The organism is Caenibius sp. WL, from assembly GCF_019803445.1.
Lineage (GTDB): Bacteria > Pseudomonadota > Alphaproteobacteria > Sphingomonadales > Sphingomonadaceae > Caenibius.
The window spans coordinates 3277900-3302000 of the sequence record NZ_CP081844.1 but is presented as its reverse complement, the minus strand read 5'-3'; the positions used below and the strand labels follow the sequence as shown (position 1 = coordinate 3302000).

Sequence of the window (24101 nt, the reverse complement as noted above, 5' to 3'; positions counted from 1 at the left end):
CCGGCCCAATCGTTTCCGTAGCCCCGCTTACAGCGTCTTGATGATCGCGGAGAAGTCCAGCCCGCCGTTGCCCGCCGCGTCGAACGCTTCGTAGAGTTCGCGCGCGCGCCGGCCCATCGGGGTGTCGCTGCCGGCGGTCTGCGCCGCTTCCATCGCCAGCTTGAGATCCTTGAGCATCAGCGCGGTGGCGAAACCGCCCTGGTACTGGTTGTCCGCCGGGCTCTGCGGGCCGACGCCGGGGACGGGGCAGTAGCTCGTCATCGACCACGATTGGCCCGAAGCCTTGGAGGAAATGTCGTAGAACGTCTGGAGATCGAGCCCCAGCCGTTCGGCCAGCTTGAACGCCTCGCAGGTGGCGACCATCGTCGCGCCGAGGATCATGTTGTTGCAGATCTTGGCGGCTTGCCCCGCGCCCGCGTCGCCCGCGTGGATCACGGCTTTGCCCATGGCCGAAAGGATCGGTTCCGCGCGGGCGAACGCCGCGTCGCTGCCGCCGACCATGAAAGTCAGCGTTCCGCCGTTGGCCGCCGCGATCCCGCCCGAAACCGGGGCATCGACCATGGCGTACCCGGCCGCCGCCGCTGCATCTTCCACTTTGCGCGCGGTGGCGACATCGATGGTCGAACAGTCGAGCAGCAGCGCGCTGGCGGGCGCCTGGCCGAGCACGTCGGCGGTATAGACGCTTTCGACGATAGCCCCGTTGGGCAGCATCGAAACGACCGCGTCCACGCCCGCCACGGCTTCGCGCACCGAAGTGAACGGCGCGCAGCCATTGTCCTGGGCCCGCGCCAGCGCATCGGGGCTGAGATCGAAAGCGTTCACATCATGGCCGGCCTTGACCAGATTGGCAGCCATGCCGCCGCCCATGTTGCCGAGGCCGATAAAGGCGATCTTCATTGCATCATCTCCTGGGTATCGCGTTCGCGGGGGTGGAGCTCAGCGCCCCTTCCACTGCGCGGCGCGCTTTTCGACGAAGGCGTTCATCCCTTCGGCCTTGTCTTCGGTGGCGGTGAGAATCTGGAACAGCCGCCGTTCGTGCAGCAGGCCCTGATCCAGCGTGGTTTCGAACGCGGCGTTGACCATTTCCTTGTTCACCATGGCGGCCAGCGGGGGCATCGCGGCAATGGTCTCGGCAGTCTTGAGCGCATCGTCAAGCAGGTCAGCGAGCGGCACCACGCGGGCGACGAGGCCCGCACGCTCGGCTTCTTCCGCACCCATCATCCGCCCGGTAAGGCACATTTCCATTGCCTTGGACTTGCCCACCGCGCGGGTCAGCCGCTGCGATCCGCCCATGCCGGGGGCGACGCCGAGCTTGATTTCCGGCTGGCCGAATTTGGCGGTGTCCGCCGCGATGATGAAATCGGCCATCATCGCAAGTTCGCACCCGCCGCCGAGGGCGAAGCCGTTGACCGCCGCGATCCACGGCTTGCGCACTTTCTTGACCAGGTCCGCCGTCCACCCGGCGAAGAAATCCTCCAGGAAGAAATCGGCGGCGGGTTTGTCGGCCATTTCCTTGATGTCGGCGCCAGCGGCGAAAGCCTTCTCGCCGGAGCCGGTGAGCACGGCGCAGCGCTGCGCCGGATCGGCTTCGAATGCGGCGAACGCTTCGGTCAGTTCGGAGAGAACCTGCGAGTTGAGCGCGTTCAGCGCCTGCGGGCGGTTGAGCGTGATCAGCGTCACCGCGCCGCGCGTTTCGACCAGAAGGGTTTCGTAGCTCATAGGGGTTTCCATTCTTCTCCGGCGGGGAGCAGGGCGAAGATGGCATCGACCATCGCTTCGCTCACTTCCTCGGGGGTGGCGGGTTGCCAGTGGGGATCGTTGGTCTTGTCGACCAGCAGCGCACGGACGCCTTCGGCGAAATCGGGCAGCAGCACCGCTCGCCCAGCCGCGCGGTATTCCATCGCCATGTTTTCGGCGAACGTTGCCGCCGCACCGCCGAGGGCAAGCTGGCGCAGCACCAGCTTGCAGGTGCGCGGGCTCTTGGTGGCAAGCGTTTGCGCTTCCTTGCCCGCCCATTCGCCGCCATCGGCATGAAGCGCGGCCACGATCCCTTCCAGCGTATCGGGCGCGAACAGGCGGTCGATCTCGTCCCGGTTGGCGGCAAGGCGCGGGGCGGGGGGCTGGGCGGACAGATCGGCCAGCACCGTTTCCACGGCGGCGGGATCGGCGATGATCCGCGCTTTGGCTTCGGCCAGCGCCTCGCTCGGCAGGTAATGGCTGGCAAGGCCCGCCCAGAGGCATTCCGCTCCGTCCAGCCGCGCGCCGGTGAGGCCGAGGAACTTGCCCGTCTGCCCCGGCAGGCGCGGCAGATACCAGCCGCCGCCCACATCGCAGATCAGGCCGATGCCGGTTTCGGGCATGGCGAAACGGGTGTTCTCCGTCGCCACGCGATACTGCGCGGGCTGCGAAATGCCCACGCCGCCGCCCATCGTGATCCCGTCCATGAACGCGACGATGGGCTTGGGATAGGTGAACATCAGGTGGTTGAGCTTGTATTCGACATCGAAGAAGTGCCGCGCCGCCGCGCCGCCGTCTTCCAGCGCCGAACGGCGCAGCAGCGTGACATCGCCGCCCGCGCAGAACCCGCGTCCTTCGGCATGGTCGACGATCACCAGCCGGATCGCCGCGTCATCGCGCCAGGCGAGCAGCGCCTGCGTCATCGCTTCGCACATGGCCAGCGTCAGCGAATGGATCGCCTTGGGCCGGTTGAGCGAAATATGGCCGACCTGGCCGTGGACGTGAATATGGACTTCGTCGGTCATAGGGGCGTCTTTTCTTCCGGTCCGGCGGGGAGGGGCCGTTCAATCGCGCAGCAGGTCGCGGCCCACGATCAGGCGCATGACTTCGTTGGTCCCTTCGAGGATCGAATGAACCCTGAGATCGCGCCACAGCCGTTCGATGGGATAATCCATCAGGTAGCCGTAGCCGCCGTGCATCTGCAGCGCGCGATCGACCACGCGCGATCCGGTTTCGGTGGCGAACATCTTGGCCATCGCGGCAAAGCGCGTCTTGTCGGGCGCTTCGGCGCTGACTTTGGTCGCCGCGAGATAGAGCAGAGCGCGGGCCGCCTCCAGCTCCGTCGCCATTTCGGCCAGCTTGAACTGGGTGTTCTGGAAATCGGCGATTGCCTTGCCGAACTGCTTGCGCTCCTTGGTGTAGGCAATCGCTTCGTCCAGCGCGCGCTGCGCCCCGCCGAGCGAGCAGGCGCCGATATTGAGCCGCCCGCCGTCGATCCCGGTCATGGCGATCCTGAAGCCTTCGCCTTCCGCGCCGATCAGGTTTTCCACCGGCACCCGCGCGTCTTCCAGAATCAGTTGCGCGGTCGGCTGCGAATGCCAGCCGAGCTTGCGTTCCTGCGCGCCGAAGCTGACGCCGGGCATGTCCTTGCCGATGGCGAGACAGGAAATACCCCTGGCCCCGTCATCACCCGTGCGGACCATGGTGACGTAGAGGTCGTTCGACCCGCCGCCGGAAATGAACTGCTTCGACCCGTTGACGATGTAGTGATCGCCATCGCGCACGGCCCGCGTCTTGAGCGCGGCGGCATCGGACCCGGCCGAAGGTTCGGTGAGGCAGTAGCTCGCCATGGCATCCATGGTGATAAGATCGGGCAGATATTTGGCCTTGAGCGTGTCCGACCCGAACCGGTCGATCATCCATGCGGCCATGTTGTGAATCGAAATGAACGCGCTGGTGGAGGGACAGCCATAGGCCATCGCCTCCATGATCAGCGCCGCTTCCAGCCGCCCGAGCCCGATTCCGCCCGCTTCCTCGCTGACGTAGATCGCGCCGAAGCCGAGTTCGGCGGCGGCCTTGATCGTGTCGCGCGGGAAAGCGTGCTGTTCATCCCATTCCGCGGCGAACGGGGTGATGGCGTCGGCGGTGAAGCGCCGGGCCATGTCCTGAATGGCGGACTGGTCTTCGGTCAGGTCGAATTGGGCGGTCATGGGTTGGCGTTTTGCTCTTTGCGATCAGTTGCAGGCGATCTGCTGGATTTTCAGATCGTCATCGTAGGAGACGGTCAGGCGATCGTAGCGGTAATCCATCGTCATCGGCGTGCGCGGCGGACCCCAGCGGAGCACGCGGGCCCCGGTGAGCTTGAGCAGCTGTGTACCCACCGCTTCGCTGGCGGTGGAGCCGACCAGCGACTGGGCCGGTTCGGCGTTGCACTTGCCCGGAGGCGGCGTGCTTTCGGCATCCTGCTGGGCGGCGGCGCATCCGGCAAGCATCAGCGCGGGGGCGATCAGGAACAGCGGCTTCATCGTCATCGTACAATCCTCCTGTTAAGCGCACTTGCTATACTTGAACGGCTCGGGCGATGCATCCTCGCCGTATTCGCGGCGGACCAGCGTTTGGCCGTTGTCCTGCACGTCCAGCACTTCGTCGCGGCTCCAGTTCATGCCTTCGCCGGTGAATGCGAAAGTGGCGCGCAGGCGAGTGGCCGACTGTTCCTTCACTTCGCCCAGCGTGCCGACGGATTCATAGAATTCGAGCGTCTTGCCGTCGATCTTGAGCAGCCCTTTGGCATCGCCCCGCGTGCTGGTGCAATCGGCCGGGACCATGCCCCAGCGGCCTTGCAGCGCGATGGGGATACCGTTTCCGGCCGGTTCGGCCGGTGCGGCACCCTGATCCGTGGGGGTGGGGACTGCCGGGGCAGGAATCTCTGCCCCCGGTGTGGCGGGGTTGTCCGGTTCGTTCGTCTTGCTGTCGCCGCAGGCCGCCAGGGCCAGCACGGCGAAAGTCAGGGGAACCAAGGTCTTGCGCATGGAGTCAACTCCTTTGTCCGTCCAGCAGGACAACGCTGGCCGCCGCCAAGTTATCCCGCCGCGCCGAACCGGGAACCAGCCTTAACCCATTGTCGGGATAACGAAAGCGTTACCGCCGTCGGGCGAACCGTCGGGCCAGCGCTGGGTGACGGTCTTGACCTTGGTCCAGAATTTCACCCCTTCCATGCCGTGCTGGTTGGTGTCGCCAAACGCCGAACGCTTCCACCCGCCGAACGTGTGATAGGCCACCGGCACCGGGATCGGCACGTTGATGCCGACCATGCCGACATTGACGCGGGCGGCGAATTCGCGCGCCGCGTGGCCGTTGCGGGTGAAGATCGCCACGCCGTTGCCGTACTGGTGCTTACTCGGCAGTTCGAGCGCGGTTTCGAAATCGGCCGCCCGCACGATCTGCAGCACCGGGCCGAAGATTTCGTTGTGGTAGCTGTCCATTTCGGGCGTGACATGATCGATCAGCGTCGGGCCGACGAAAAAGCCCTTTTCATAGCCTTGCAGGCTGAACCCGCGTCCGTCGACCACGATTTCGCCGCCTTCTTCGGCGCATTTGGCGATCCAGCTTTCGATCTTCTGCTTGTGCTCCTGCGTCACCACCGGGCCGTAATGGGCCTGCGGATCGGTGGAGATGCCGACATTGAGCGCTTCGATCGCCGGGATCAGCTTGGCCTTGAGGCGTTCGGCGGTGTCATGGCCCACCGGCACCACAACAGGCAGCGCCATGCAGCGTTCGCCCGCCGAACCGAAAGCGGCCCCGGCGAGATCGTTCACCACCTGATCGAGATCGGCATCGGGCATGACCACGCCATGGTTCTTCGCGCCGCCCATCGCCTGCACGCGCTTGCCCGCCGCGACGCCGCGATTGTACACGTAATGTGCGATATCGGAGGAGCCGACGAAGCTGACCGCGCCGATGGCCGGATGGTCGAGAATCGCATCGACCATCTGCTTGTCGCCATGGACGACCTGGAGAATGCCTTCGGGCGCGCCCGCTTCGAGCATCAGTTCAGCCAGGCGCACCGGCACCGAGGGATCGCGTTCGGACGGCTTGAGGATGAAAGCGTTGCCGCAGGCGATGGCGACGCCGAACATCCACATCGGGATCATCGCCGGGAAATTGAACGGGGTGATGCCCGCGCCGATGCCGATGGGCTGGCGCATCGAATAAACGTCGATCCCCGGGCCCGCGCCCTGAGTGTATTCGCCTTTCAGCGCATGCGGGATGCCGCAGGCGAATTCGATCACATCCAGCCCGCGCTGCACATCGCCCCGGGCGTCGGCCACGACCTTGCCGTGTTCCGACGAGAGCATGAGAGCCAGTTCATCGATATTGGCTTCGACCAATTCCTTGAACTTGAACATCACCCGGGCGCGGCGCTGCGGGTTGGTGGCGGCCCATTCCGGCTGCGCGGCGAGCGCGGCGTTCACTGCCTTGTCGAGCAGCGCGGCATCGCCAAGCGCGACCTGCGCCTGAACGGTGCCCTGATTGGGGTCGAAAATATCGTGCAGGCGGACGGCGGAACCGGCCGCGCCGCCAGCGATGAAATGGTCGATCTGGCGCATGGTAAAACCTCTCTCGGCTGGCCTCGGGGGCGAGTCTGGCATTGTCGGATGGATATAAGAGGTACTCCCTCACAGATTGCAGGCAAGGGCAAATTCTGCGAGTGTGGCCTGCAATTTTGCAGGTGATGGCGCGATGCAAGGGATCGACTGGAGCGATTATCAGGCGTTTCTCGCCATTGCCCGCGCCGGGCAACTGGCCCGCGCCGCCGCCGCGATGCGGGTGGACGCCACCACGGTGGGGCGGCGCCTGCGCCGGCTGGAGGCGCGGCTGGGCACCACGCTGTTCGAACAAACCCGTGAAGGGCAGGTGCTGACCGAAGCGGGCGAACGGCTGCTGGCCGCGGTCGAGGCGATGGATCGCGCGGTATCCGGCGTATCGGAGGAGCGCGGTGGCGGCGGATTGAGCGGCACCTTGCGCATCAGCGTGTCCGAAGGGTTCGGGACCGGCTTCCTCGCCAGCCGCCTGCCGGAATTCGCCGCCGCCCATCCGGGGCTGACGCTCGATCTCGTGGCCAGCAGCGGCTTCCTCAGCCCGTCCAAGCGCGAGGCGGATATCGCCGTCGTCCTCTCCCGCCCGCAGGCAGGGCCCGTGATCGCCCGCAAGCTGTCCGACTATGCGCTGCGGCTCTACGCCAGCCCGGCCTATCTGGCGCAGGCCGGAACGCCGGAGCGGGCGGAAGATCTGGCGCAGGGGCACCGGCTGGTCGGCTATATCCCCGATCTGCTCTATGCCCCCGAACTGCGCTATCTCGATGAGATATTGCCCGGCCTTGCGGCGGCCGTGCGTTCCTCCAGCATCAACGCCCAGCAGCGCCTGCTGGCGCAGGGGGCGGGGATCGGGGTTCTGCCGTGTTTCCTGGGGGACAGCGATCCAGCCTTGCGCACTGTCCTGCCGGAGCGGCGGATCACCCGCAGTTTCTGGATCGTGACGCACAAGGACACTCACAACCTTGCCCGTATCCGCGCAGGGACGAAATGGATGATCGAAACGGTGGCCCGCCATCGCGGGCTGATGCTGCCGCCCTGATGCTGCGCTTGCACAGGCACAGTTGTATTCGCTTCGCATTGGCGGCAGAAACGCGCACGCAATCGGACCCGCACTCTATCCTTCGCGCGGGCCGGACAAGAGGGACGGCAGGATTATGGCACTCAAGACCCGCATCACGGAACTGCTCGGCATCGAACATCCGGTGGTGCAGGGCGGCATGATGTGGGTGGGCCGGGCGGAACTGGCTTCGGCGGTGTCCAACGCGGGCGGGCTCGGCATTCTCACCGCGCTTACCCAGCCGACCCCCGATGCCCTGCGCCATGAGATCGATCGCATGCGCACGATGACGGACAAGCCCTTTGCCGTGAATCTGACACTGCTGCCGTCGACCAATCCGCCGCCCTATGCGGCATATCGCCAGGCGATCATCGATTCGGGCGTGAAGATCGTCGAAACCGCCGGGTACAAGCCGCAGGAACATGTCGACGAGTTGAAAGCCCACGGGATCAAGGTGATCCACAAATGCACCGCCGTGCGCCACGCCCTTTCGGCGGAGCGGATGGGCGTCGATGCAATCTCGATCGATGGCTACGAATGCGCTGGCCACCCCGGCGAAGATGACATTCCCGGGCTGATCCTGATCCCGGCGGCGGCCGACAAGGTGAAAGTGCCGATGCTGGCCAGCGGTGGGTTCGGCGATGGCCGTGGGCTCGCCGCCGCGCTGGCGCTGGGGGCGGAAGGGATCAACATGGGCACCCGGTTCTGCGCCACGAAGGAAGCGCCGATCCACGAGAACATCAAGCAGTTCATCGTCGGCAACGACGAGCGGGCGACCAACATCATTTTCCGCAAATTCCGCAACACCGCGCGCGTGGCCAAGAACAGCGTGTCGGACAAAGTGGTGGAAATCCTCGCCCGGCCGGATTCGGTGTTCGAGGATATCCGCCCGCTGGTGTCCGGCGCGAAAGGGCGCGAAGGGCTGGAAAACGGCGATATCGATCACGCCATCATCTGGGCCGGGCAGGTTCAGGGCCTGATCCACGATATCCCGAGTTGCGAAGAACTGGTGACACGGATCGTGGCCGAAGCGGAGGCGATCATCAAACAGCGGTTGGCCGGTTTCATCGCGTGAAGCGATGATGGCCGCAGGGGCGCGATCAGCCCGCGCGATCTTCCAGTTCGTCGCGGTTGAGAATGGTGACGCTGCGGCGCGATGGCAGGTCGATCACCCCGTCGTTCTTCAGTTTGCTGAACTGGCGGCTGACGGTTTCGATAGTCAGCCCCAAAACGTCCGCGATCTGCTGGCGGGAGAACGGCAGATCGAACGTCTCGTGCCCACCCACGTTTTCGCAGGCGCCGTTCGCGGCCAGCCGTTCGGCCATTTCGAGGAGGAAGGCGGCGATCCGTTCGCCCGCGCTCTTGCGGCCGAGAAGCAGCATCCATGCACGGGTGCGATCGAGTTCCGCCAGCGTGCGTTGCAGCAGCTTGTGTTCCAGCGCGGGGTGTTCGCGGGCGAAATTGTCGAAATCGGTGCGGGAAAACACGCAGACGGTGGCTTCGGTCAGCGCGGTGACGCTGTGCGCGGTCTGCTGCCCGAAGGGACGGCCGATGAAATCCGAGGGATAGACCACGCCGACGATCTGTTCGCGCCCGTCGGCCGTGCCGGTCGAAAGTTTGAGCACCCCTTCGATCACGTTGGCCACGAGCACCGAATCCTCGCCTTCCCAAAGAAGGGACTGACCCGCTTCCAGCTTGCGCTGGCGGCCAATGGCGTTAAGCGCCTGAATTTCGGAGGCATCGAGCGCCGCGCAGATCGCCCGGTTACGTACGCGGCAAGTTTCGCAAAAAGCCATATTGTCCGATTATCAGCACAAAAAGACGGCAGCAATGCCCTTGAAAAAAGAAGTCGTGAGAGTTCAACTGATGAATAATACGAATATACCTTCGATTTTGTTCGTTTGTTTGGGAAATATCTGCCGTTCGCCTTTGGCCGAAGCTGCCTTGCGCAAGGTGGCCGAAGACCGCGGGCTCGCCATGCGCATCGATTCGGCCGGGACAGGCGACTGGCATGTCGGAAATCCGCCCGACCGCCGCGCCATCGCCATGGCGGCGCGTAACGGCATCGCAATCGACAGCTATCGTGCGCGCCAACTGGTGACGGACGATTTCAACCGGTTTCATCATATCTTCGCGCTCGATCATGCCAATCTGGACGATATCCGGGCGATTGCCCCGGCGCGGTCGACGGCGCAGGTTTCGCTGCTGCTCGACATGGTGCCGGGGCGTGAAGGGCAGAGCGTGGCCGATCCCTATTTCGGGGACGAGGCGGGTTTCGAAGTGACCTGGCGCGATGTCATGGAAGCGGCGCAGGCGCTCGCGGCGCGGTTCGCAAAGTAACGCGCGTGTCATATGTTGGCGGGATAAGCGAGCGCGCCAGGGCGATGATCGCGTTCCGCACCGGGGGTGAAAAGGGGGCAAGATGTCGCGTTTGACAGTGAACGGCCAGCCGGTTCAATTTTCGATGGACCCTGCCACGCCCCTGCTGTGGGCGCTGCGCGATGCGGCCAATCTGACCGGCACCAAATATGGCTGCGGCGTCGGCGATTGCGGGGCGTGCATGGTGCTGGTCGATGGCCAGGCGTTGCGGTCCTGCCTGATCACGCTGGCGGAAGCCGAAGGGCGCTTCGTCACCACGATCGAGGGGCTGTCGCGCGATCGTTCGCATCCGGTGCAGCAGGCGATGGTGGCGGAACAGGCGATTCAGTGTGGCTTCTGCACGCCCGGCATCGTGATGAGCGCGGCCGCGCTCCTCCAGCGCAACGCCGCGCCGGAGGAGGCGGAAATCAAGGCGGCGATACCCAATCTGTGCCGTTGCGGCGTCTATCCGCGTCTGGTGCGGGCGGTGCAGCAGGCCGGGCGGATCATGCGCGGGGAAGGCGCAGGACCCGTGCCCGCGCTGCCGCCGGTGGCGGAGAATTGAACCCCGCCCTTGGCGTGCTGCTCCCGGCGCGCTAGGGCGGGAGGATAGAACAGGCTGAAGAGGATTCCGATGAAGGCGACCATCTGGCACAACCCCAATTGCAGCAAGTCGCGCCAGGCGCTCGCTCTGCTGGAAGAAACGCCGGGCGTTGCGCTGACGGTGGTGCAGTACCTTAAGAATCCCCCCAGTGCCGAAAAGCTGGCGCAACTTTATCGCGATGCGGGCATGGCCGCGCGCGAAGGCGTGCGCACCAGCGGGACCGACGCGAAGGAACGCGGGCTGACCGAAGCCGACGACGCCACGGTGATCGCTGCGATGGTGGCCGATCCCAAACTGATCGAACGGCCGCTGGTGGAAACGGAAAAGGGGGTGCGGCTTGGCCGCCCGCCGGAAAAGATCAGGGAAATCCTCTGATTTCAGAGTGCCCCGGTTTCCGATTGTCGCAGGCCGGGTTGCAATGACCGCGTGAATTTGCCACGCCGAAGCATAGTTTCTGGTCCCGGTCTGCTTGGGGCCCCCGCAAGAGAGGTTGCGACACGCATGACCGGTTCGGAGCTTTCACAGGGCCGCCGCCGCGCAGGGTGGAAAGACACGCTGCACAACGCGCTGGGTCCCTGGGGCGTTTTTCTCGAGGGTTTTCTCAAACATCCGGTGATGGTCGGTTCGATCATTCCCTCCTCGCGTTTCACTATCAACAAGATGCTGGCCCCGGTAAACTGGGACGAATGCAAGCTGTTCGTGGAATACGGGCCCGGTGTCGGCACGTTCTGCCGCCCGGTTCTGGAGCGGATGCGGCGCGACGCGCAACTGATCGTGATCGATACCAATCCGCTCTATATCGACTATCTCAAGCGCACGATCGGCGACAGCCGCTTCATCGCGGTCAACGGATCGGCCGCCGATGTGGAGGACATCGTCCGCGCGCATGGTCATGACCATGCCGATTACGTGCTGTCGGGCCTGCCGTTTTCCACGCTGCCCGATGGGATCGGTCCGGCCATCGCGGCGGCAACCCACCGCGTCCTGCGCCCCGGCGGGGCCTTTCTGGTGTACCAGTTCTCGGCCAAGGCGCGCGATTTCATGGCCCGCCATTTCGCCCGCATCGACAACGGGTTCGAACTGTTCAACATCCTGCCTTGCCAGCTTTTCTGGGGCTGGAAGGACGCGGAAGACCAGTAACTTTCGCCATCACAGGATCGCAGCCGGTGCCGTGCCAGACCAGCGCGGCACCGGCTTTTTCGTATGCCGGTGCGGCCTTACTCGAACGTCCGGGTGATCGTTTCCGCCGAAGGTCCGGCCAGCTGGCGATGGATCGAAGCCAGCAGCCCGACGAAATAGACCGTTGCCACCGAGCCGATCAGCCCCGAAACGAGCGCCTGCCCGATATGCTGCACGGTGCCGCCCAGCGCCGCGAACACGATGCCCAGAATACCGCCGACCACCAGCGCCGCCACGCCAATAGCCACCACCAGCAGCGCATAGAACAGGAACAGGCGGAAGCTGTTGCCCTTGGTCAGCGCCCACGACCGGGTGAGCACCGTGATCGGGTTGTTGCGCCGTTCGATGGCGATGATCGCCGGGCACAGCGAGACTTTGACCATCGCATAGATCATCGCCACGCCCGCGGCGATCAGGGCGATTGCCACCAGTGCGGCCACGCCCGTGGCCGAAGCGAGGCCGACCACCAGCCCGAGGACGAGGACCAGACCCAGCGCGACCAGAAACTGCGATGCCAGATAGGGCAGGATGCCGGTGGCCGCGCGTTTCAACGCATCGCCCACCGTGGGTTTGGCCTGATCGCGCAGCAGCACCAGCAGCGTCAGCATGCCCACCGTCTGCAGGATCGCCATCAGGATCAGCCACACGGCATTGTTGGAATAGAACCCGCTGACCAGAGCCATGGCCTGTTCCGGGGTCATTCCGGCGGCGGGCTGCGGGGCAGGCACGAACAGCGAAAATGCCAGGCCGGGAAGGAAGAAGAACAGTCCCGCGACAATGAGCATGACCTCGCGGTTGGCGTTCACCATTTCAGTGGCTTCTCGCCAAGCCCGGTTCATGTCGAATATCATCAGTCTGGTCTCCACCTGCAAAGCGGCACTTGATAAGCGAAGCGGATAGGGCCACGCAATCGGCATGATCGGAAATGAGAACGAGCGGATCGAATGGCGCTGCGAAAGCGATCCGGTGCCCTATCGCGCGGCGCTCGATGCGATGACGGCGCGCAACGCGGCCATCGCGGCAGGATCGGCACGCGAACTGATCTGGCTGCTGGAACATCCGCCGGTCTATACCGCCGGGACGAGCGCGGCGGCGGAGGAACTGCTCGATCCGCGTTTCGATGTGGTGAACACCGGGCGCGGCGGGCGCTACACCTATCACGGGCCGGGCCAGCGGGTCGGCTATGTCCTGCTCGACCTGTCGCGCCGCGCGCGCGATGTGCGCAAGTTCGTCCATGCGCTGGAAAGCTGGGTGATCGCTACGCTGGCCGATTTCGGCGTCGAAAGCTGGAGCGTGCCCGATCGCGTGGGTATCTGGACGCGCGATGCGGGTGGCGCGGAAGCCAAGATCGGAGCCATCGGCGTGCGGGTGCGCCGGTGGGTGACGATGCACGGCTTTTCAGTCAATCTAGCGCCCGATCTGGCGCATTTTTCCGGGATCGTGCCGTGTGGCATCGCCGAATATGGCGTTACCAGCCTCGAAAAACTTGGCATTGCTGTTGCGCCGGGGGAGTGGGATCGGGCATTGATCGCCCGCGCCGCCGATTTCCTCGCGGCGCTGGAAACACCGTGTGGAGTGAGCCGCCCATGATCCGCCGTTCTCTTGCTTTTGCCGTGCCCGTTCTTGCCTGCGCTCTCGCGCTGGCCGCCTGCGGGGGCGATAGCGGCGGGAAAGGCAAAGGGCGCGATGCATCGGCCCAGGTGCTCGAAGGCACGATCAGCGACGGGATGATTCCGATTGACGAACTGCGCTCGGAATCGCCTCTCGCCCCGCCCGAACCGGCCAAGGGCACGGGCGGCAAGCCGGGCGCAGAGACAGCGGAAGGCGGAGCCTCCGCGGAAGAAGCCGTAGCCGATGGCGCAGCACCCGCGCCCGCGGCGCCCGCCATTCCGGCCACCCCCGATCCCATCGGCGCGGCCGTGGAGGCCAACACGCGCCCCTGAGGGGGCCTGGGCCGGGCACACAGGGGGAATCCTGCCGGACCACCCCCTGCAACAGGATCAGCGGTTGCCGAGGTCGCCCTTGCCGACCGTGGTGCCCGCCATTTCCAGCATCCGGTCGAGCGAGCGCTTGGCGTCGAGCCGCAGGGTTTCCTCGATCTCGATGCGCGGTTCGAGATCGCGCAGCGCGAGGTAGAGCTTTTCCAGCGTGTTCAGCGCCATGTAGGGGCAGATGTTGCAGTTGCAGTTGCCGTCCGCACCCGGCGCGCCGATGAAGGTCTTCTCCGGCAGCGCCTTTTCCATCTGGTGGATGATGTGCGGTTCGGTGGCGACGATCAGCGTGTCGCCCGCCATCGTCTTGGCATAGTTCAGAATGCCACTGGTCGAACCGACATAATCGGCGTGATCGACAATCGTCGGCGGGCATTCGGGGTGCGCGGCGATCGGCGCGCCCGGATACTGCTGCTTGAGCTTGAGCAGTTCGGTTTCGCTGAACGCTTCGTGCACGATGCACACGCCCGGCCAGAGCAGCATTTCGCGGTTGAACTTGCGCGAGAGATAGCCGCCGAGATGCCGGTCGGGCCCGAAGATGATCTTCTGATCGGCCGGGATCTGCTGCAGGATCGTTTCCGCGCTGGACGAAGTGACGATGATATCGCTGAGCGCTTTCACCTCGGTCGAGCAGTTGATGTAAGTCAGCGCGATATGATCGGGATGCGCTTCGCGGAAAGCCTTGAATTTTTCCGGGGGGCACGAATCCTCAAGGCTGCAACCCGCTTCCATGTCGGGCAGCACGACGATCTTTTCAGGGCTGAGGATCTTGGCCGTTTCGGCCATGAATTTGACCCCGCAAAAGGCGATGACATCGGCATCGGTCGCGGCGGCCTTGCGGCTCAGTTCGAGCGAATCGCCGACGAAATCGGCAAGATCCTGAATTTCCGGTTTCTGGTAGTAGTGCGCCAGGATCACCGCGTTGCGTTCCTTGCGCAGCCGTTCGATTTCGGCGCGCACGTCGATACCAGCGAGGTCGGCGGTGTGGATAGTCATGAGTCCCTTCCTGCTTCAGGGATATTGTGTTGCACCGTCCCTAGAGGCGGGACGGGCAACGCCCAAGGAAAATCTGCCCCGTTGCCACCGCAATCCCGGGCGAACGGTGGGAAAACCGGGCGACGGGTGAGCGTGAGAGCACATTCTTTACCCCGCCAGTGACCATGTTTCGCCGTTGAGCGCCACTTTGCCGCGCTGCGCGAGATCGATCAGATGGGCTTTCACCGACATGCCGGCGGCGGGGTAAAGCGCGGGATCGGTGCCTTTGTACATTTCGGGGACCATGCCGGGGATCGTCTGCGCGCCCTTTTCGAGCTGGCGGAGAATCTGCCGTTCGCGCTGGCGGCGGTGGCCGACCATGCCGCGCACCAGTTGGCGCGGCTTTTCCACCGCCGGGCCATGGGCGGGATAATAGATCCTGTCTTCCCGGTCATACAGCAGCTGGAGCGAACGCATATAGGCCGCCATGTCCCCGTCGGGCGGGGAGACCACGCTGGTGGACCAGCCCATGACATGATCACCGGTGAACAGCGCGCCGCTTTCCTCCAGTGCGAAGCACAGGTGGTTCGACGTGTGGCCGGGCGTTGCCACGGCGCGCAAAGTCCAGTGATTGCCGCCCAGCGTATCGCCATCGCGCAGCACCCGGTCGGGGGCGTAAGTGGTGTCGAACGGGGCATCGGCGCGTGGACCCGTGGTGTCGAGCACTAGCGGCGCGCAGCCGATGATCGGGGCGCCGGTCACCTGCTTGAGCGGGGCGGCGGCGGGCGAATGGTCGCGATGGGTGTGGGTGCAGGTGATCGCCAGCACCGGGGCATCGCCGATGGCCTCCACCAGCGCGGCGATATGCGTGGGATCGTTGGGGCCCGGGTCCAGCACTACCAGCCCCGCCTGATCGCCGATCAGGTAAGTCTGCGTGCCGGTATACGTGAATGCCGAAGGGTTGGGCGCGAGCACGCGCCGCACCAGCGGTTCGAGCTGTTCGACTTTTCCGGTCGGCCAGGGGCGGGCAGAAGCATCCATGCGGTGGCATATGGGGACGGGATGCTGTTAAGTCGAGAGCGAACGGCCGATGCGCGAGCGGGAGGAACGATGCGCGACGAACTGATCCTGGTGCTCGATGCGGGTACGACTTCGACCCGGGCGATGCTGTTCGCGCTGGATGGACAGGTTCGTGCGCTGGCGCAGCAGGAATTGACGCAGTTTTATCCGGCGCCGGGCCTGGTGGAGCACGATCCGGCGGAAATCTGGGAGCGGACGCTGGTCTGCGCGCGCGATGTCGCAGCACAGGCGGGGGAAGCGGGCCGGATCGCGGCTATCGGTATCACCAACCAGCGCGAAACGGTGGTAGCGTGGGACCGGGTCAGCGGCGAACCGCTGGCCCGCGCGCTGGTATGGCAGGACCGGCGCACCGCCGACCGCTGCCAGGCGCTGAAAGCGCAGGGGCACGAGGATGCGGTGCGCAATGCCACCGGGCTGCTGCTCGATCCCTATTTTTCCGCCACCAAGATGCGCTGGCTGATCGACAATGTGCCCGCCGTGGCCGAGGCGGCGGATGCCGGGCGGCTGGCGTTCGGCACGGTGGAAAGCTGGCTGGTGTTCCGCCTCGCCGGCGGGGCGCATATCAGCGACGCGAGCAACGCCAGCCGGACCTTGCTGCTCCCGCTGGCCGGGGAAAGCTGGGATGAAGGGCTGTGCAGCCTGTTCGGCGTGCCGCGCACCGCGCTGCCGGAGGTGTGCGACAACGCGGGCGATCTGGCGCGCACTTTGCCCGAATGGTTCGGGCGGGCGATCCCCATCACCGGCATGGCGGGGGATCAGCAGGCGGCGACGCTGGGGCAGAGCTGCCTCGCGCCCGGCGATACCAAGGCGACATACGGCACCGGCGCTTTCGTGCTGGCCAACACGGGCACCGCGCCGCCCCGGTCGCGCCATCGCCTGCTGGGCACGGTGTTGTATCAGATGGCCGGGCAGCGGCACTATGCGCTGGAAGGTTCGGTGTTCGTCGCTGGCAGCCTGATTCAGTGGCTGCGCGATTCGCTGGGCCTGCTGGCCAGCGCGGCGGAAACCGAGGCGCTGGCGCGGTCGGTGGCGGACAATGGCGGGGTGGTGATCGTGCCCGCGCTGTCCGGGCTGGGCGCGCCGCACTGGTTGCCCGAAGCGCGCGGGGTGATCCGTGGGCTCAGCCTGTCGACCGGGAAAGCGCATATCGTGCGGGCCGCGCTCGAATCGATGGCGCATCAGACCTGCGATCTGGCGGAGGCGTTCGCGGCCGATGGCGCGGCTTGGCAACGGCTGCGGATCGATGGCGGCATGGCGGCCAACGACTGGCTGGCGCAGGATCTGGCGGATATTCTGGGGCTGACGGTGGAACGCCCCGATTTTGTGGAAACCACCGCATTGGGCGCGGCGATGCTGGCAGCGGTGGGGGCGGGGCTGTTTCCCGATCTGGCCACAGCGGGCGAAGCGATGGGCGGCGCGCGGCGCAGTTTCGAACCGCAGATGGATGAAACCACGCGCATGCAGCGGCTGTCCGCGTGGCAGGCGGCCTTGCGCACGCTTTAGCTTGGGCGATTGCAGCGTCTGCAAATACTCCATCCGTTCGGCCTTCGACAAGCTCAGGCCGAACGGGAATTGGGCCCAGCCCATAGCTGCCAACGATATAATAGCCTTAGCGATATAACCGCCTTGGTTTAGACGATTGCAGCGTTTGCCAGCGTGAATGAGGGCGGGGGCCTGTCCCGCCCGCTCAGCGGCAGTGCAGTTCCTGCCCCAGCCGTTCGCGCAGGCGGTGGATGGCGCTGGGATGCATTGCGAACCGCGCGTGCCAGGCGCTTTCCAGCCGGGCGATGCGCGCGTGGAAGCGTTCGCTGGCCGCCACCAGCTCGTGCAGGTTCGGTGGGAGGAGAGCGGCCTGTTCGGGAGTGGAGCGGCTGCCGCCCGAGGGCAGTCTGCCGGTGCGCCGCAACTGGAATTCGCTGATTTCGCCGTTGTAATAGGCGCGCTGGTTCAGCAGCCAGGCTATGACATGCATCATCCGGGTGGCGGTGCGCAGCGCTTCGCATGACAGCGCGATCCGGATCGGGTCTTCATCGTCCAATTGCGCCGTGCCAAGGGCCGCATGGTCGAACGACCGGCGCACCTGATCGGCCAGCACGAGCGCTTCGGCATAGAGCCCTTCGATAATGGGGCGGTTGAGATCGACCGGCTGCGTCATGCTTCACCGGCTAGGCCAAGCCGCGTTCACGCACCACTACCCGGCGGGGTTTTCCCGCCCCGAAATTCGACCTGTCCCTTAGCGATACTGTTTTTGCCGGAGGCCGGGCCATCGCCCCGGGTAACGCCCGCGCGCCGGGGGACGGCGGGCGATGAAAGAAACGGTCGTTCAGGCGATGATATCGGGCAGCAGCGCGTCTTCGATCAGTGCGATCTGGTCTTTCAGCCGCAACTTGCGCTTTTTCAGCCGGGCGATCTGCAATTGGTCGGGGCTTCCGGCCGTGGTCAGAGCGCCGATGGCGGCATCAAGATCGCGATGTTCGATCCGCAAACTTTCCAGCCGCTTGCGCATCTCTTCTTCGGTCACCGGTCACCTGCTCGTTGAAACCCTTGCGGACGATTCGCCTTGCCTCTGGCGGGCTCTGCCGCATTGCCCCCTCAAAGTCGTTTTGCAAAGTAGGGATAATGTGATTGGATGACAATCGCAGGCCATGCCTGCGGGTATGAGTCGCACAACAAGGTTCGGGGACCAACACGTAACCTTCAAGGAGGTACCCAAATGGAATCGTCACATATCAGTGCCCTGCAACTCAAGCATCGCGGTATCGAACAGCAACTCCGTGACGAAATGAGTCGCCCGTCGCCGGATGAGACGATCATTCAATCGCTCAAGAAGCGGAAGCTGCGGATCAAGGAAGAGATCGCGCAGATCTAGATATCGGGTCTATCTGATAATCGCCCGCGCAGGGATGGCCGGGATGGCCGTTCCTGCGTCCGGTCTCCGGAGGTGGCGCAAAGCGCCGCCGCCGGGCAGGGCCGGTGGAGGCTTTTCGCAGGTTAACCGTTCCCAAACCGGCCGATCTGGGATAGGCCGGATGCATGACCTCAGCCGCGACCGCCGCCCGGAATATCCTCACCCGATTGCATGAGGTCATGGCGTCGCGCCTGCCGGCGCAGGCGAAGCTCAACCAGGTGGTCGAAATCATCGGGAACAGCCTCCACAGCGAGGTCTGCTCGATCTATCTCCTGCGCGAAGGGATGCTCGAACTGTTCGCCACGCGCGGGCTGAACCAGAGCGCGGTCCACGTCACCCGCATGGCGGTGGGCGAAGGTCTGACCGGCACCATTGCCGAGAATATCGAGACTCTGAACCTGGCCGAGGCGACGGCGCACCCCGACTTTTCCTATCGCCCGGAAACGGGGGAGGACAAATTCCATTCCTTCGCCGGTGTCCCGATCGTGCGCCACGAACGCGCGGTGGGTGTGCTCTGCGTCCAGCATGTCGATCCGCGCCGCTACGAAGACATCGAAATCGAAGCGTTGCAGACCACCGCGATGGTGCTCAGCGAATTGATCGCCAATGCCGATCTGGTGGACGAGGAAGAATTGCTGGGCAGCGATGCCTCGCGCAGCGGCTCGGAAATCGTCCGCGGCCTCAGCCTCGTGAAAGGGCTGGCCAGCGGGACGGCGGTGTTCCACCAGCCGCGCGTGACGGTGGAACATGTCGTTGCCGAAGACACCGAAGCGGAACGCCAGCGGGTCTATCTCGCGTTCGACAAGATGCGCGATCAGATCGACCGCATGACCAGCCAGGCCGAATTCGGCGTAGGCGGCGAGCATGAGGAAGTGCTCGAAACCTACAAGATGTTCGCTTACGACGAAGGTTGGGCGCGGCGGATCAACGAAGCGATCGATTCCGGGCTGACGGCGGAAGCCGCGATCGAACGCGTCCAGCAGCGCACCCGCATGCGCATGCGCGAAATCGACGATCCGCTGCTGGCCGAACGGATGCACGATCTGGAAGATCTGTCCAATCGCCTGCTGCGGATCGTGTCGGGCCAACTCGGCACGGCGGCGGCCAAGGGGCTGCGGGGGGATACGATCCTGGTGGCCCGCAATCTCGGCCCGGCCGAACTGCTGGAATACGACAAGCGCCGTCTGAAAGGCGTGGTGCTGGAGGAAGGCTCGCTCACTTCGCATGTGGTGATCGTGGCGCGGGCGATGGGGGTGCCGGTCCTCGGGCGCATGCCGGGTCTGCGCCGCATGGTGCAGGAAGGCGATCAACTCCTGCTCGACGGCGATCTCGGCACGGTCACCATCCGGCCGGCCCCGTCGCTGGTTCAGGCGTTCGACGCGCGGTTCACCAAAAGCAAGGAACGCCAGGCCGCCTATGCCAAGCTGCGCGATGTCCAGCCGGTCAGCCTGGATGGCACGCGGATCACCGTGATGATCAATGCCGGGCTGCGCGACGATACGCCGATGCTGAATATGACCGGCGCCGATGGCATCGGGCTGTTCCGCACCGAATTCCAGTTCCTCGTTTCGGCCACACTGCCGCAGCGCGACCGGCAGATGCGGCTCTATCGCGATGTGCTGGATGCCGCAGGCGGCAAGCCGGTGATTTTCCGCACTGTCGATATCGGGGGGGACAAGGCGCTGCCCTATCTGCGCGATGGCGACGCCGAAAATGACGAGAACCCGGCGATGGGCTGGCGCGCCCTGCGCCTCGCGCTCGAACGCGAAGGCCTGTTGAAAGCGCAGGCCCGCGCGCTGCTCGAAGCGGCGGCCGGGCGCACGCTCAACGTCATGTTTCCACTGGTGTCCGAACCGTGGGAATTCGATGCCGCGCGGGCGGTGTTCGAAGCGCAGTGCAAGTTCCTCAAGCAGCACAAGAAAACGTTGCCCGAAGCGATCAATTACGGCGTGATGCTGGAAGTGCCCGCGCTGGCGGAAATGCTCGATGTGATGCTGCCCAAGCTATCGTTCATTTCGATCGGCACCAACGATCTGACCCAGTTCCTGTTCGCGGCGGATCGGGCCAATCCCAAGCTGGCGGAACGCTACGACTGGCTCAACCCGTCGATCCTGCGCTTCACGCGGCGGGTGGTGGCAGCCGCCGATGCGGCGGGCGTGCCGGTGGGCGTGTGCGGCGAAATGGGCGGGCGCAGGCTGGAAGCGCTGGCCTTGCTCGGCATCGGGATCAAGCGCCTGTCGATCACTCCGGCGGCGGTCGGGCCGATCAAGGAACTCGTCTGCAAGACCAATCTGGCCGAAATCAAGGAAGCGATGGACGGTTGGCTGGCCCATCCGCCTGTGGACCTCAGGGCCGAAGTCCAGCAATGGGCGCTCGATCATGGGCTCGACAGCGATTAGGATATCTTTGTATCACAGGATTTGTCGCAGCCGGGCACCGGCTTGGCGCAAGGTGTCAACGGCCGGAAATGGCCGTCTTGACTTGCCGGTGCCGCAGCTATTGTTAGCGCGCGCTGCGAGGGGGCGGGGCTTGTCCGCGCCGTGGCCGGGAACGGGAATGGGCAATTGAGCGAAGAACTGGAACAGGAACAGGTGGTTGTGGGCGTCGGGGCGCAGATCAGGGCGGCCCGCGAACGCGCGGGGATGAGCCTGGCCCAGGTGGCCGCCGAAACGCGCATCGCGCAGCGCCATCTGGAAATGATCGAAGCCAGCGATTTCGACGGCCTGCCCGCCCGCACCTATGCCGTGGGCTTTTCACGCAGCGTGGCCAAAGTGGTGGGGCTGGACCCGGCGGAAATCGCCACGCAGGTCCGCGCCGCGCTCAACGCCAGCGGCATCGAACCGCCCCGGCGGCTGAGCACTTATGAGCCCGCCGATCCGGCGCGCGTTCCCTCGGCCAAGCTTGGCTGGCTGATGGCGCTGGTGGCGGTGGCCCTGCTGGTGGCGGCGTTCATTTTCCTCCGCCCGGCGGCGACTCTGCCCGAATTGACCGAAGACAAGCCGCAGCAGGCGGCCCAGGCGGCCAAACCCGCGGCGGCGGCGGCGCAGGCCCCGGCGCCGCAAGGCGGGGCGGTGGTTTTCACCGCGCTGGAACCGGGCATCTGGGTCAAATTCTACGACGGCGCGGGCAAGCAGTTGCTGCAGAAGGAAATGGCCAAGGACGAGACGTTCACGGTGCCCGCCGATGCGCAGGATCCGAAAGTCTGGACCGGGCGCCCCGATGCGCTGGCGATCACGGTCGGCGGCCGCGCGGTCGCGCCGCTGGCGGACCGGCAGAGGATCGTCAAGGATGTGCCGGTGACGGCCGAAGCCTTGCTCGCGCGCGGACAGGCCGCCGCGCCCGCCGCCGCTCCGGCCACGGCATCGGCAGGGCCCGCCGGGGCAGCCCCCGCTGGCGGAACGGCACCGGCCACCCCGGCCCGCTGATCCGGGCGCAACGCGGTATGCGCAAACGGGCGGCGCGAAATCGGATCGCGCCGCCCGTTTGCGTTCACCCACAGCTAAAATACGCCAGATTCTCGACAGCTAGGGGCATGACAGGCATAGCTGGGGGTGGATCGTTCAGCCGCAATTCGGGGTCATGGTTGTATCAGGCGCCTGTTTGCGGAAGCAGGAACAGGAGCTTGACAGATGAAGACGGGTCGGCGTTCACTTGGCGTAATGATGCGGGGAGGGCGCGGCGCGGTGCTGGCATTGTCCGCGCTGGCCGTGATCGGAACGGCAGCACCGGCTTCGGCTCAGGTCGACGAAGCGCGGATGCGCAAGCTGGAAGCCGAAGTCCGCGCGATGCAGCGCAAGGTGTTCCCTGGCGGCAGCGGGCAATATTTCCCGCAGGATAACACCGCCGGTGCTGGCCAGGCGGCAGGCGCGGCCCCGGCCACTTCGGCAGTAACCGATATTCTCGCCCGGCTCGATGCGCTGGAAACGCGCCTCGCCAGCCTGACGGCGCAAGTCGAAACCAACGCCAATGCCATGGCCCTGCTTTCCGGCCGCGTGGCGACGCTGGAAGGTGGCGCGGGCATCGGGCAACCGCAGGCATCGGCCCCCGGATCGGCCCCGGCCACCGGCTCTGCGCCGGCAGCGGTCACCCCGCCGAAGCCTGCCACGCCCACGGCCCCCGCCGCCAAGCCTGCCGGGCCAAGCAGCGAACGGCTGGCGCGGGTTCAGGCGATCACCAAACCGGCGACAGCCGATGCGGCGGAAGACGAATACACTTACGGTTTCCGGCTGTGGGAAGCCAAGCTCTACCCCGAAGCGCAGCAGCAATTGCAGCTTTATGTCCAGAAGTATCCCACGCACCGGATGATCAGCTATGGCCGCAATCTGCTCGGCCGCGCCTATCTCGACGATGGCAAGCCCAAGGATGCCGCGCCCTGGTTCGTGAAGAACTATGACGATGATGTTCAGGGTGCCCGCGCGGCGGACAGCCTGCTGTATCTCGCTGAATCGATGATCGCGATCAAGGACACCAAGCGTGCGTGCATCGCGCTTGCCAAATTCAGCGAAACCTATCCCGCGCTCGCCACCGGGCGGCTCAAGTCGCAATACGATGCCAATCGCGCCAAGGTGAAGTGCAATTAAGACCGCATCGGAACACGCGCCTCATCCGCTGATCGCCCGGTTCGCGGGCGATCTCGCGCGGATCTGGCCCGAGGGGGAGCGGCTGGGGCTGGCGGTGTCCGGCGGGCCTGACAGCCTGGCTTTGTTGCTGTTGGCCGAAGCGGTCATGCCGGGCAAAGTGGAAGTGGCGACGGTCGATCACGGGCTGCGCAGTGCCAGCGCTTCGGAAGCGGCGATGGTGGCGGAACTGTGCGCCGGGCACGGCATTCCGCATGAAATTCTGCCGGTGCAGGTGCCGCAGGGCAATTTGCAGGACATGGCCCGGCTCGCCCGCTACCGGGCGCTGCACGCATGGGCCACGCGGCGCGGCCTTGGCGCTATCGCCACCGCGCATCATGCCGACGATCAGGCCGAAACGCTGATTATGCGGCTCAATCGGGCCAGCGGCATCGCGGGTCTTGCCGGGGTGCGCCTGCGCACGGTGGTGCCGGGGGCGGATATGCCGCTGCTCCGCCCGCTGCTCGGCTGGCGCCGGGCCGATCTGGGCGAACTGGTCAACGCGGCCGGGCTCGACGCGGTGCAGGACCCCAGCAACGAGGATTTGCGGTTCGACCGGGTGAAAGTGCGCAAGGCGCTGGAAACCTGCGACTGGCTCGATCCGGCCGCACTGGCGATGAGCGCCAGCCATCTGGCCGATGCCGAGGGTGTCCTGCAATGGGCGACCCAGCGCGAATGGGCCGAATGCGTGCAGGCAAGCGAGGATGCGATCGTCTATCGCCCGCTGGCCCCGGCCGCGATCCGCCTGCGCATCGTCGGCCGTGCCATCGCCCTGCTCAGCGGTGTGCCGCGCGGGGGCGAGGTGGCGAAACTGATCGCCCGGCTTACCGCAGGGCGCGATGGCACGCTGGCAGGCGTGGTGGCGCGCCACGGCCCCTCGGGCGAATGGGTGTTCCGCAAGGAACCGCCGCGCCGGGCCGGGAGCAACCGGCATTAGCAGACATGCGCATGTCCGCTATCGGCCGTGCATACAGTCTTCATTCCCTCTGCATCGGACGGAT

General features: G+C 65.4%; 27 protein-coding genes. 14 read left to right on the top strand and 13 right to left on the bottom strand.

Annotated elements, in window-relative coordinates:
- Positions 1–27 precede the first annotated feature (27 nt).
- The 7 genes from mmsB to K5X80_RS15885 form a co-directional block, all read right to left on the bottom strand.
- Positions 28–897, bottom strand: a complete 870-nt coding sequence (gene mmsB / locus K5X80_RS15915; RefSeq protein WP_222558678.1) for a 3-hydroxyisobutyrate dehydrogenase — start codon at positions 895–897, stop codon at positions 28–30.
- Positions 898–936: 39 nt separating this feature from the next.
- On the bottom strand, positions 937–1719 hold the full coding sequence (locus K5X80_RS15910) for an enoyl-CoA hydratase-related protein (protein WP_222558677.1): 783 nt from the start codon (positions 1717–1719) through the stop codon (positions 937–939).
- Positions 1716–2762 (bottom strand): enoyl-CoA hydratase/isomerase family protein, encoded by a 1047-nt coding sequence (locus tag K5X80_RS15905; RefSeq protein ID WP_222558676.1) that lies wholly within the window; start codon positions 2760–2762, stop codon positions 1716–1718. Before K5X80_RS15905 ends, K5X80_RS15910 begins: the two co-directional genes overlap by 4 nt.
- A 39-nt stretch (positions 2763–2801) precedes the next feature.
- On the bottom strand, positions 2802–3947 hold the full coding sequence (locus K5X80_RS15900; protein WP_222558675.1) for an acyl-CoA dehydrogenase family protein: 1146 nt from the start codon (positions 3945–3947) through the stop codon (positions 2802–2804).
- Positions 3948–3971: 24 nt separating this feature from the next.
- A complete protein-coding gene (locus K5X80_RS15895; RefSeq protein WP_222558674.1) occupies positions 3972–4268 on the bottom strand; it encodes an I78 family peptidase inhibitor in 297 nt (98 codons plus the stop codon).
- A 15-nt stretch (positions 4269–4283) separates the two neighbouring features.
- Positions 4284–4766: a hypothetical protein gene (locus K5X80_RS15890; RefSeq protein WP_222558673.1), complete on the bottom strand. Its 483-nt coding sequence runs from the start codon at positions 4764–4766 to the stop codon at positions 4284–4286.
- Positions 4767–4847: 81 nt separating this feature from the next.
- On the bottom strand, positions 4848–6344 hold the full coding sequence (locus K5X80_RS15885) for a CoA-acylating methylmalonate-semialdehyde dehydrogenase (RefSeq protein ID WP_222558672.1): 1497 nt from the start codon (positions 6342–6344) through the stop codon (positions 4848–4850).
- 133 nt (positions 6345–6477) lie between these two features.
- On the opposite strand from K5X80_RS15885, the gene K5X80_RS15880 reads away from it, so the two are divergent.
- A complete protein-coding gene (locus tag K5X80_RS15880; RefSeq protein WP_222558671.1) occupies positions 6478–7371 on the top strand; it encodes a LysR substrate-binding domain-containing protein in 894 nt (297 codons plus the stop codon).
- 115 nt (positions 7372–7486) lie between these two features.
- Positions 7487–8464, top strand: coding sequence for an NAD(P)H-dependent flavin oxidoreductase (locus K5X80_RS15875; protein ID WP_283249189.1), 978 nt, complete (start codon positions 7487–7489; stop codon positions 8462–8464).
- 25 nt (positions 8465–8489) lie between these two features.
- Here K5X80_RS15875 and K5X80_RS15870 read toward each other — a convergent pair whose 3' ends face one another.
- Positions 8490–9185 (bottom strand): Crp/Fnr family transcriptional regulator, encoded by a 696-nt coding sequence (locus K5X80_RS15870; RefSeq protein ID WP_222558670.1) that lies wholly within the window; start codon positions 9183–9185, stop codon positions 8490–8492.
- A 70-nt stretch (positions 9186–9255) separates the two neighbouring features.
- Between K5X80_RS15870 and K5X80_RS15865 the strand changes: the two genes are divergently transcribed.
- The 4 genes from K5X80_RS15865 (at position 9256) to K5X80_RS15850 (ending at position 11491) form a co-directional block, all read left to right on the top strand.
- Positions 9256–9729: a low molecular weight protein-tyrosine-phosphatase gene (locus K5X80_RS15865; protein ID WP_222558669.1), complete on the top strand. Its 474-nt coding sequence runs from the start codon at positions 9256–9258 to the stop codon at positions 9727–9729.
- A gap of 82 nt (positions 9730–9811) precedes the next feature.
- The gene (locus tag K5X80_RS15860; protein WP_222558668.1) at positions 9812–10312 is read left to right on the top strand and encodes a (2Fe-2S)-binding protein; all 501 of its coding nucleotides are present in this window, start codon (positions 9812–9814) and stop codon (positions 10310–10312) included.
- Between the two features lie 69 nt (positions 10313–10381).
- Positions 10382–10726, top strand: coding sequence for an arsenate reductase (glutaredoxin) (gene arsC, locus K5X80_RS15855; protein ID WP_222558667.1), 345 nt, complete (start codon positions 10382–10384; stop codon positions 10724–10726).
- A gap of 126 nt (positions 10727–10852) precedes the next feature.
- Entirely contained in the window at positions 10853–11491 is a 639-nt protein-coding gene (locus tag K5X80_RS15850; RefSeq protein ID WP_222558666.1) for a class I SAM-dependent methyltransferase, read from the top strand.
- A 77-nt stretch (positions 11492–11568) separates the two neighbouring features.
- Here the strand turns inward: K5X80_RS15850 and K5X80_RS15845 are convergent, their stop codons facing one another.
- A complete protein-coding gene (locus tag K5X80_RS15845; RefSeq protein ID WP_222558665.1) occupies positions 11569–12381 on the bottom strand; it encodes a DUF7847 domain-containing protein in 813 nt (270 codons plus the stop codon).
- Between the two features lie 64 nt (positions 12382–12445).
- Here K5X80_RS15845 and lipB point away from each other — a divergent pair, with 64 nt between their 5' ends.
- Together lipB and K5X80_RS15835 are read left to right on the top strand one after the other, a co-directional pair.
- The gene (gene lipB / locus K5X80_RS15840; RefSeq protein WP_222558664.1) at positions 12446–13120 is read left to right on the top strand and encodes a lipoyl(octanoyl) transferase LipB; all 675 of its coding nucleotides are present in this window, start codon (positions 12446–12448) and stop codon (positions 13118–13120) included.
- Positions 13117–13473 carry a hypothetical protein gene (locus tag K5X80_RS15835; protein WP_222558663.1) on the top strand — a complete coding sequence of 119 codons (357 nt, stop codon included), beginning with the start codon at positions 13117–13119 and terminating at the stop codon, positions 13471–13473. The genes lipB and K5X80_RS15835 overlap by 4 nt, the downstream gene beginning before the upstream one ends.
- A gap of 57 nt (positions 13474–13530) precedes the next feature.
- On the opposite strand, the gene nadA is transcribed toward K5X80_RS15835, so the two are convergent.
- A complete protein-coding gene (gene nadA, locus K5X80_RS15830; protein WP_222558662.1) occupies positions 13531–14517 on the bottom strand; it encodes a quinolinate synthase NadA in 987 nt (328 codons plus the stop codon).
- A 147-nt stretch (positions 14518–14664) separates the two neighbouring features.
- On the bottom strand, positions 14665–15537 hold the full coding sequence (locus K5X80_RS15825) for an MBL fold metallo-hydrolase (protein WP_222558661.1): 873 nt from the start codon (positions 15535–15537) through the stop codon (positions 14665–14667).
- A 69-nt stretch (positions 15538–15606) separates the two neighbouring features.
- On the opposite strand from K5X80_RS15825, the gene glpK reads away from it, so the two are divergent.
- Positions 15607–17079: a glycerol kinase GlpK gene (gene glpK, locus K5X80_RS15820; RefSeq protein ID WP_222558660.1), complete on the top strand. Its 1473-nt coding sequence runs from the start codon at positions 15607–15609 to the stop codon at positions 17077–17079.
- A 184-nt stretch (positions 17080–17263) separates the two neighbouring features.
- Here the strand turns inward: glpK and K5X80_RS15815 are convergent, their stop codons facing one another.
- Both K5X80_RS15815 and K5X80_RS15810 read right to left on the bottom strand, forming a co-directional pair.
- On the bottom strand, positions 17264–17731 hold the full coding sequence (locus K5X80_RS15815; protein ID WP_222558659.1) for a DUF1465 family protein: 468 nt from the start codon (positions 17729–17731) through the stop codon (positions 17264–17266).
- Between the two features lie 168 nt (positions 17732–17899).
- The gene (locus K5X80_RS15810) at positions 17900–18097 is read right to left on the bottom strand and encodes a YdcH family protein (protein WP_283249188.1); all 198 of its coding nucleotides are present in this window, start codon (positions 18095–18097) and stop codon (positions 17900–17902) included.
- Positions 18098–18289: 192 nt separating this feature from the next.
- Between K5X80_RS15810 and K5X80_RS15805 the strand changes: the two genes are divergently transcribed.
- From K5X80_RS15805 to tilS, 5 genes are all read left to right on the top strand, one after another.
- Entirely contained in the window at positions 18290–18445 is a 156-nt protein-coding gene (locus K5X80_RS15805; RefSeq protein ID WP_222558658.1) for a YdcH family protein, read from the top strand.
- A gap of 164 nt (positions 18446–18609) precedes the next feature.
- Positions 18610–20883, top strand: coding sequence for a phosphoenolpyruvate--protein phosphotransferase (gene ptsP, locus K5X80_RS15800; protein WP_283249187.1), 2274 nt, complete (start codon positions 18610–18612; stop codon positions 20881–20883).
- Positions 20884–21048: 165 nt separating this feature from the next.
- Entirely contained in the window at positions 21049–21909 is an 861-nt protein-coding gene (locus tag K5X80_RS15795) for a helix-turn-helix domain-containing protein (RefSeq protein ID WP_222558656.1), read from the top strand.
- Between the two features lie 234 nt (positions 21910–22143).
- On the top strand, positions 22144–23064 hold the full coding sequence (locus K5X80_RS15790; protein WP_222558655.1) for a tetratricopeptide repeat protein: 921 nt from the start codon (positions 22144–22146) through the stop codon (positions 23062–23064).
- A 94-nt stretch (positions 23065–23158) separates the two neighbouring features.
- Positions 23159–24037 (top strand): tRNA lysidine(34) synthetase TilS, encoded by an 879-nt coding sequence (tilS, locus tag K5X80_RS15785; RefSeq protein WP_222558654.1) that lies wholly within the window; start codon positions 23159–23161, stop codon positions 24035–24037.
- The last annotated feature ends 64 nt before the right edge of the window (positions 24038–24101 follow it).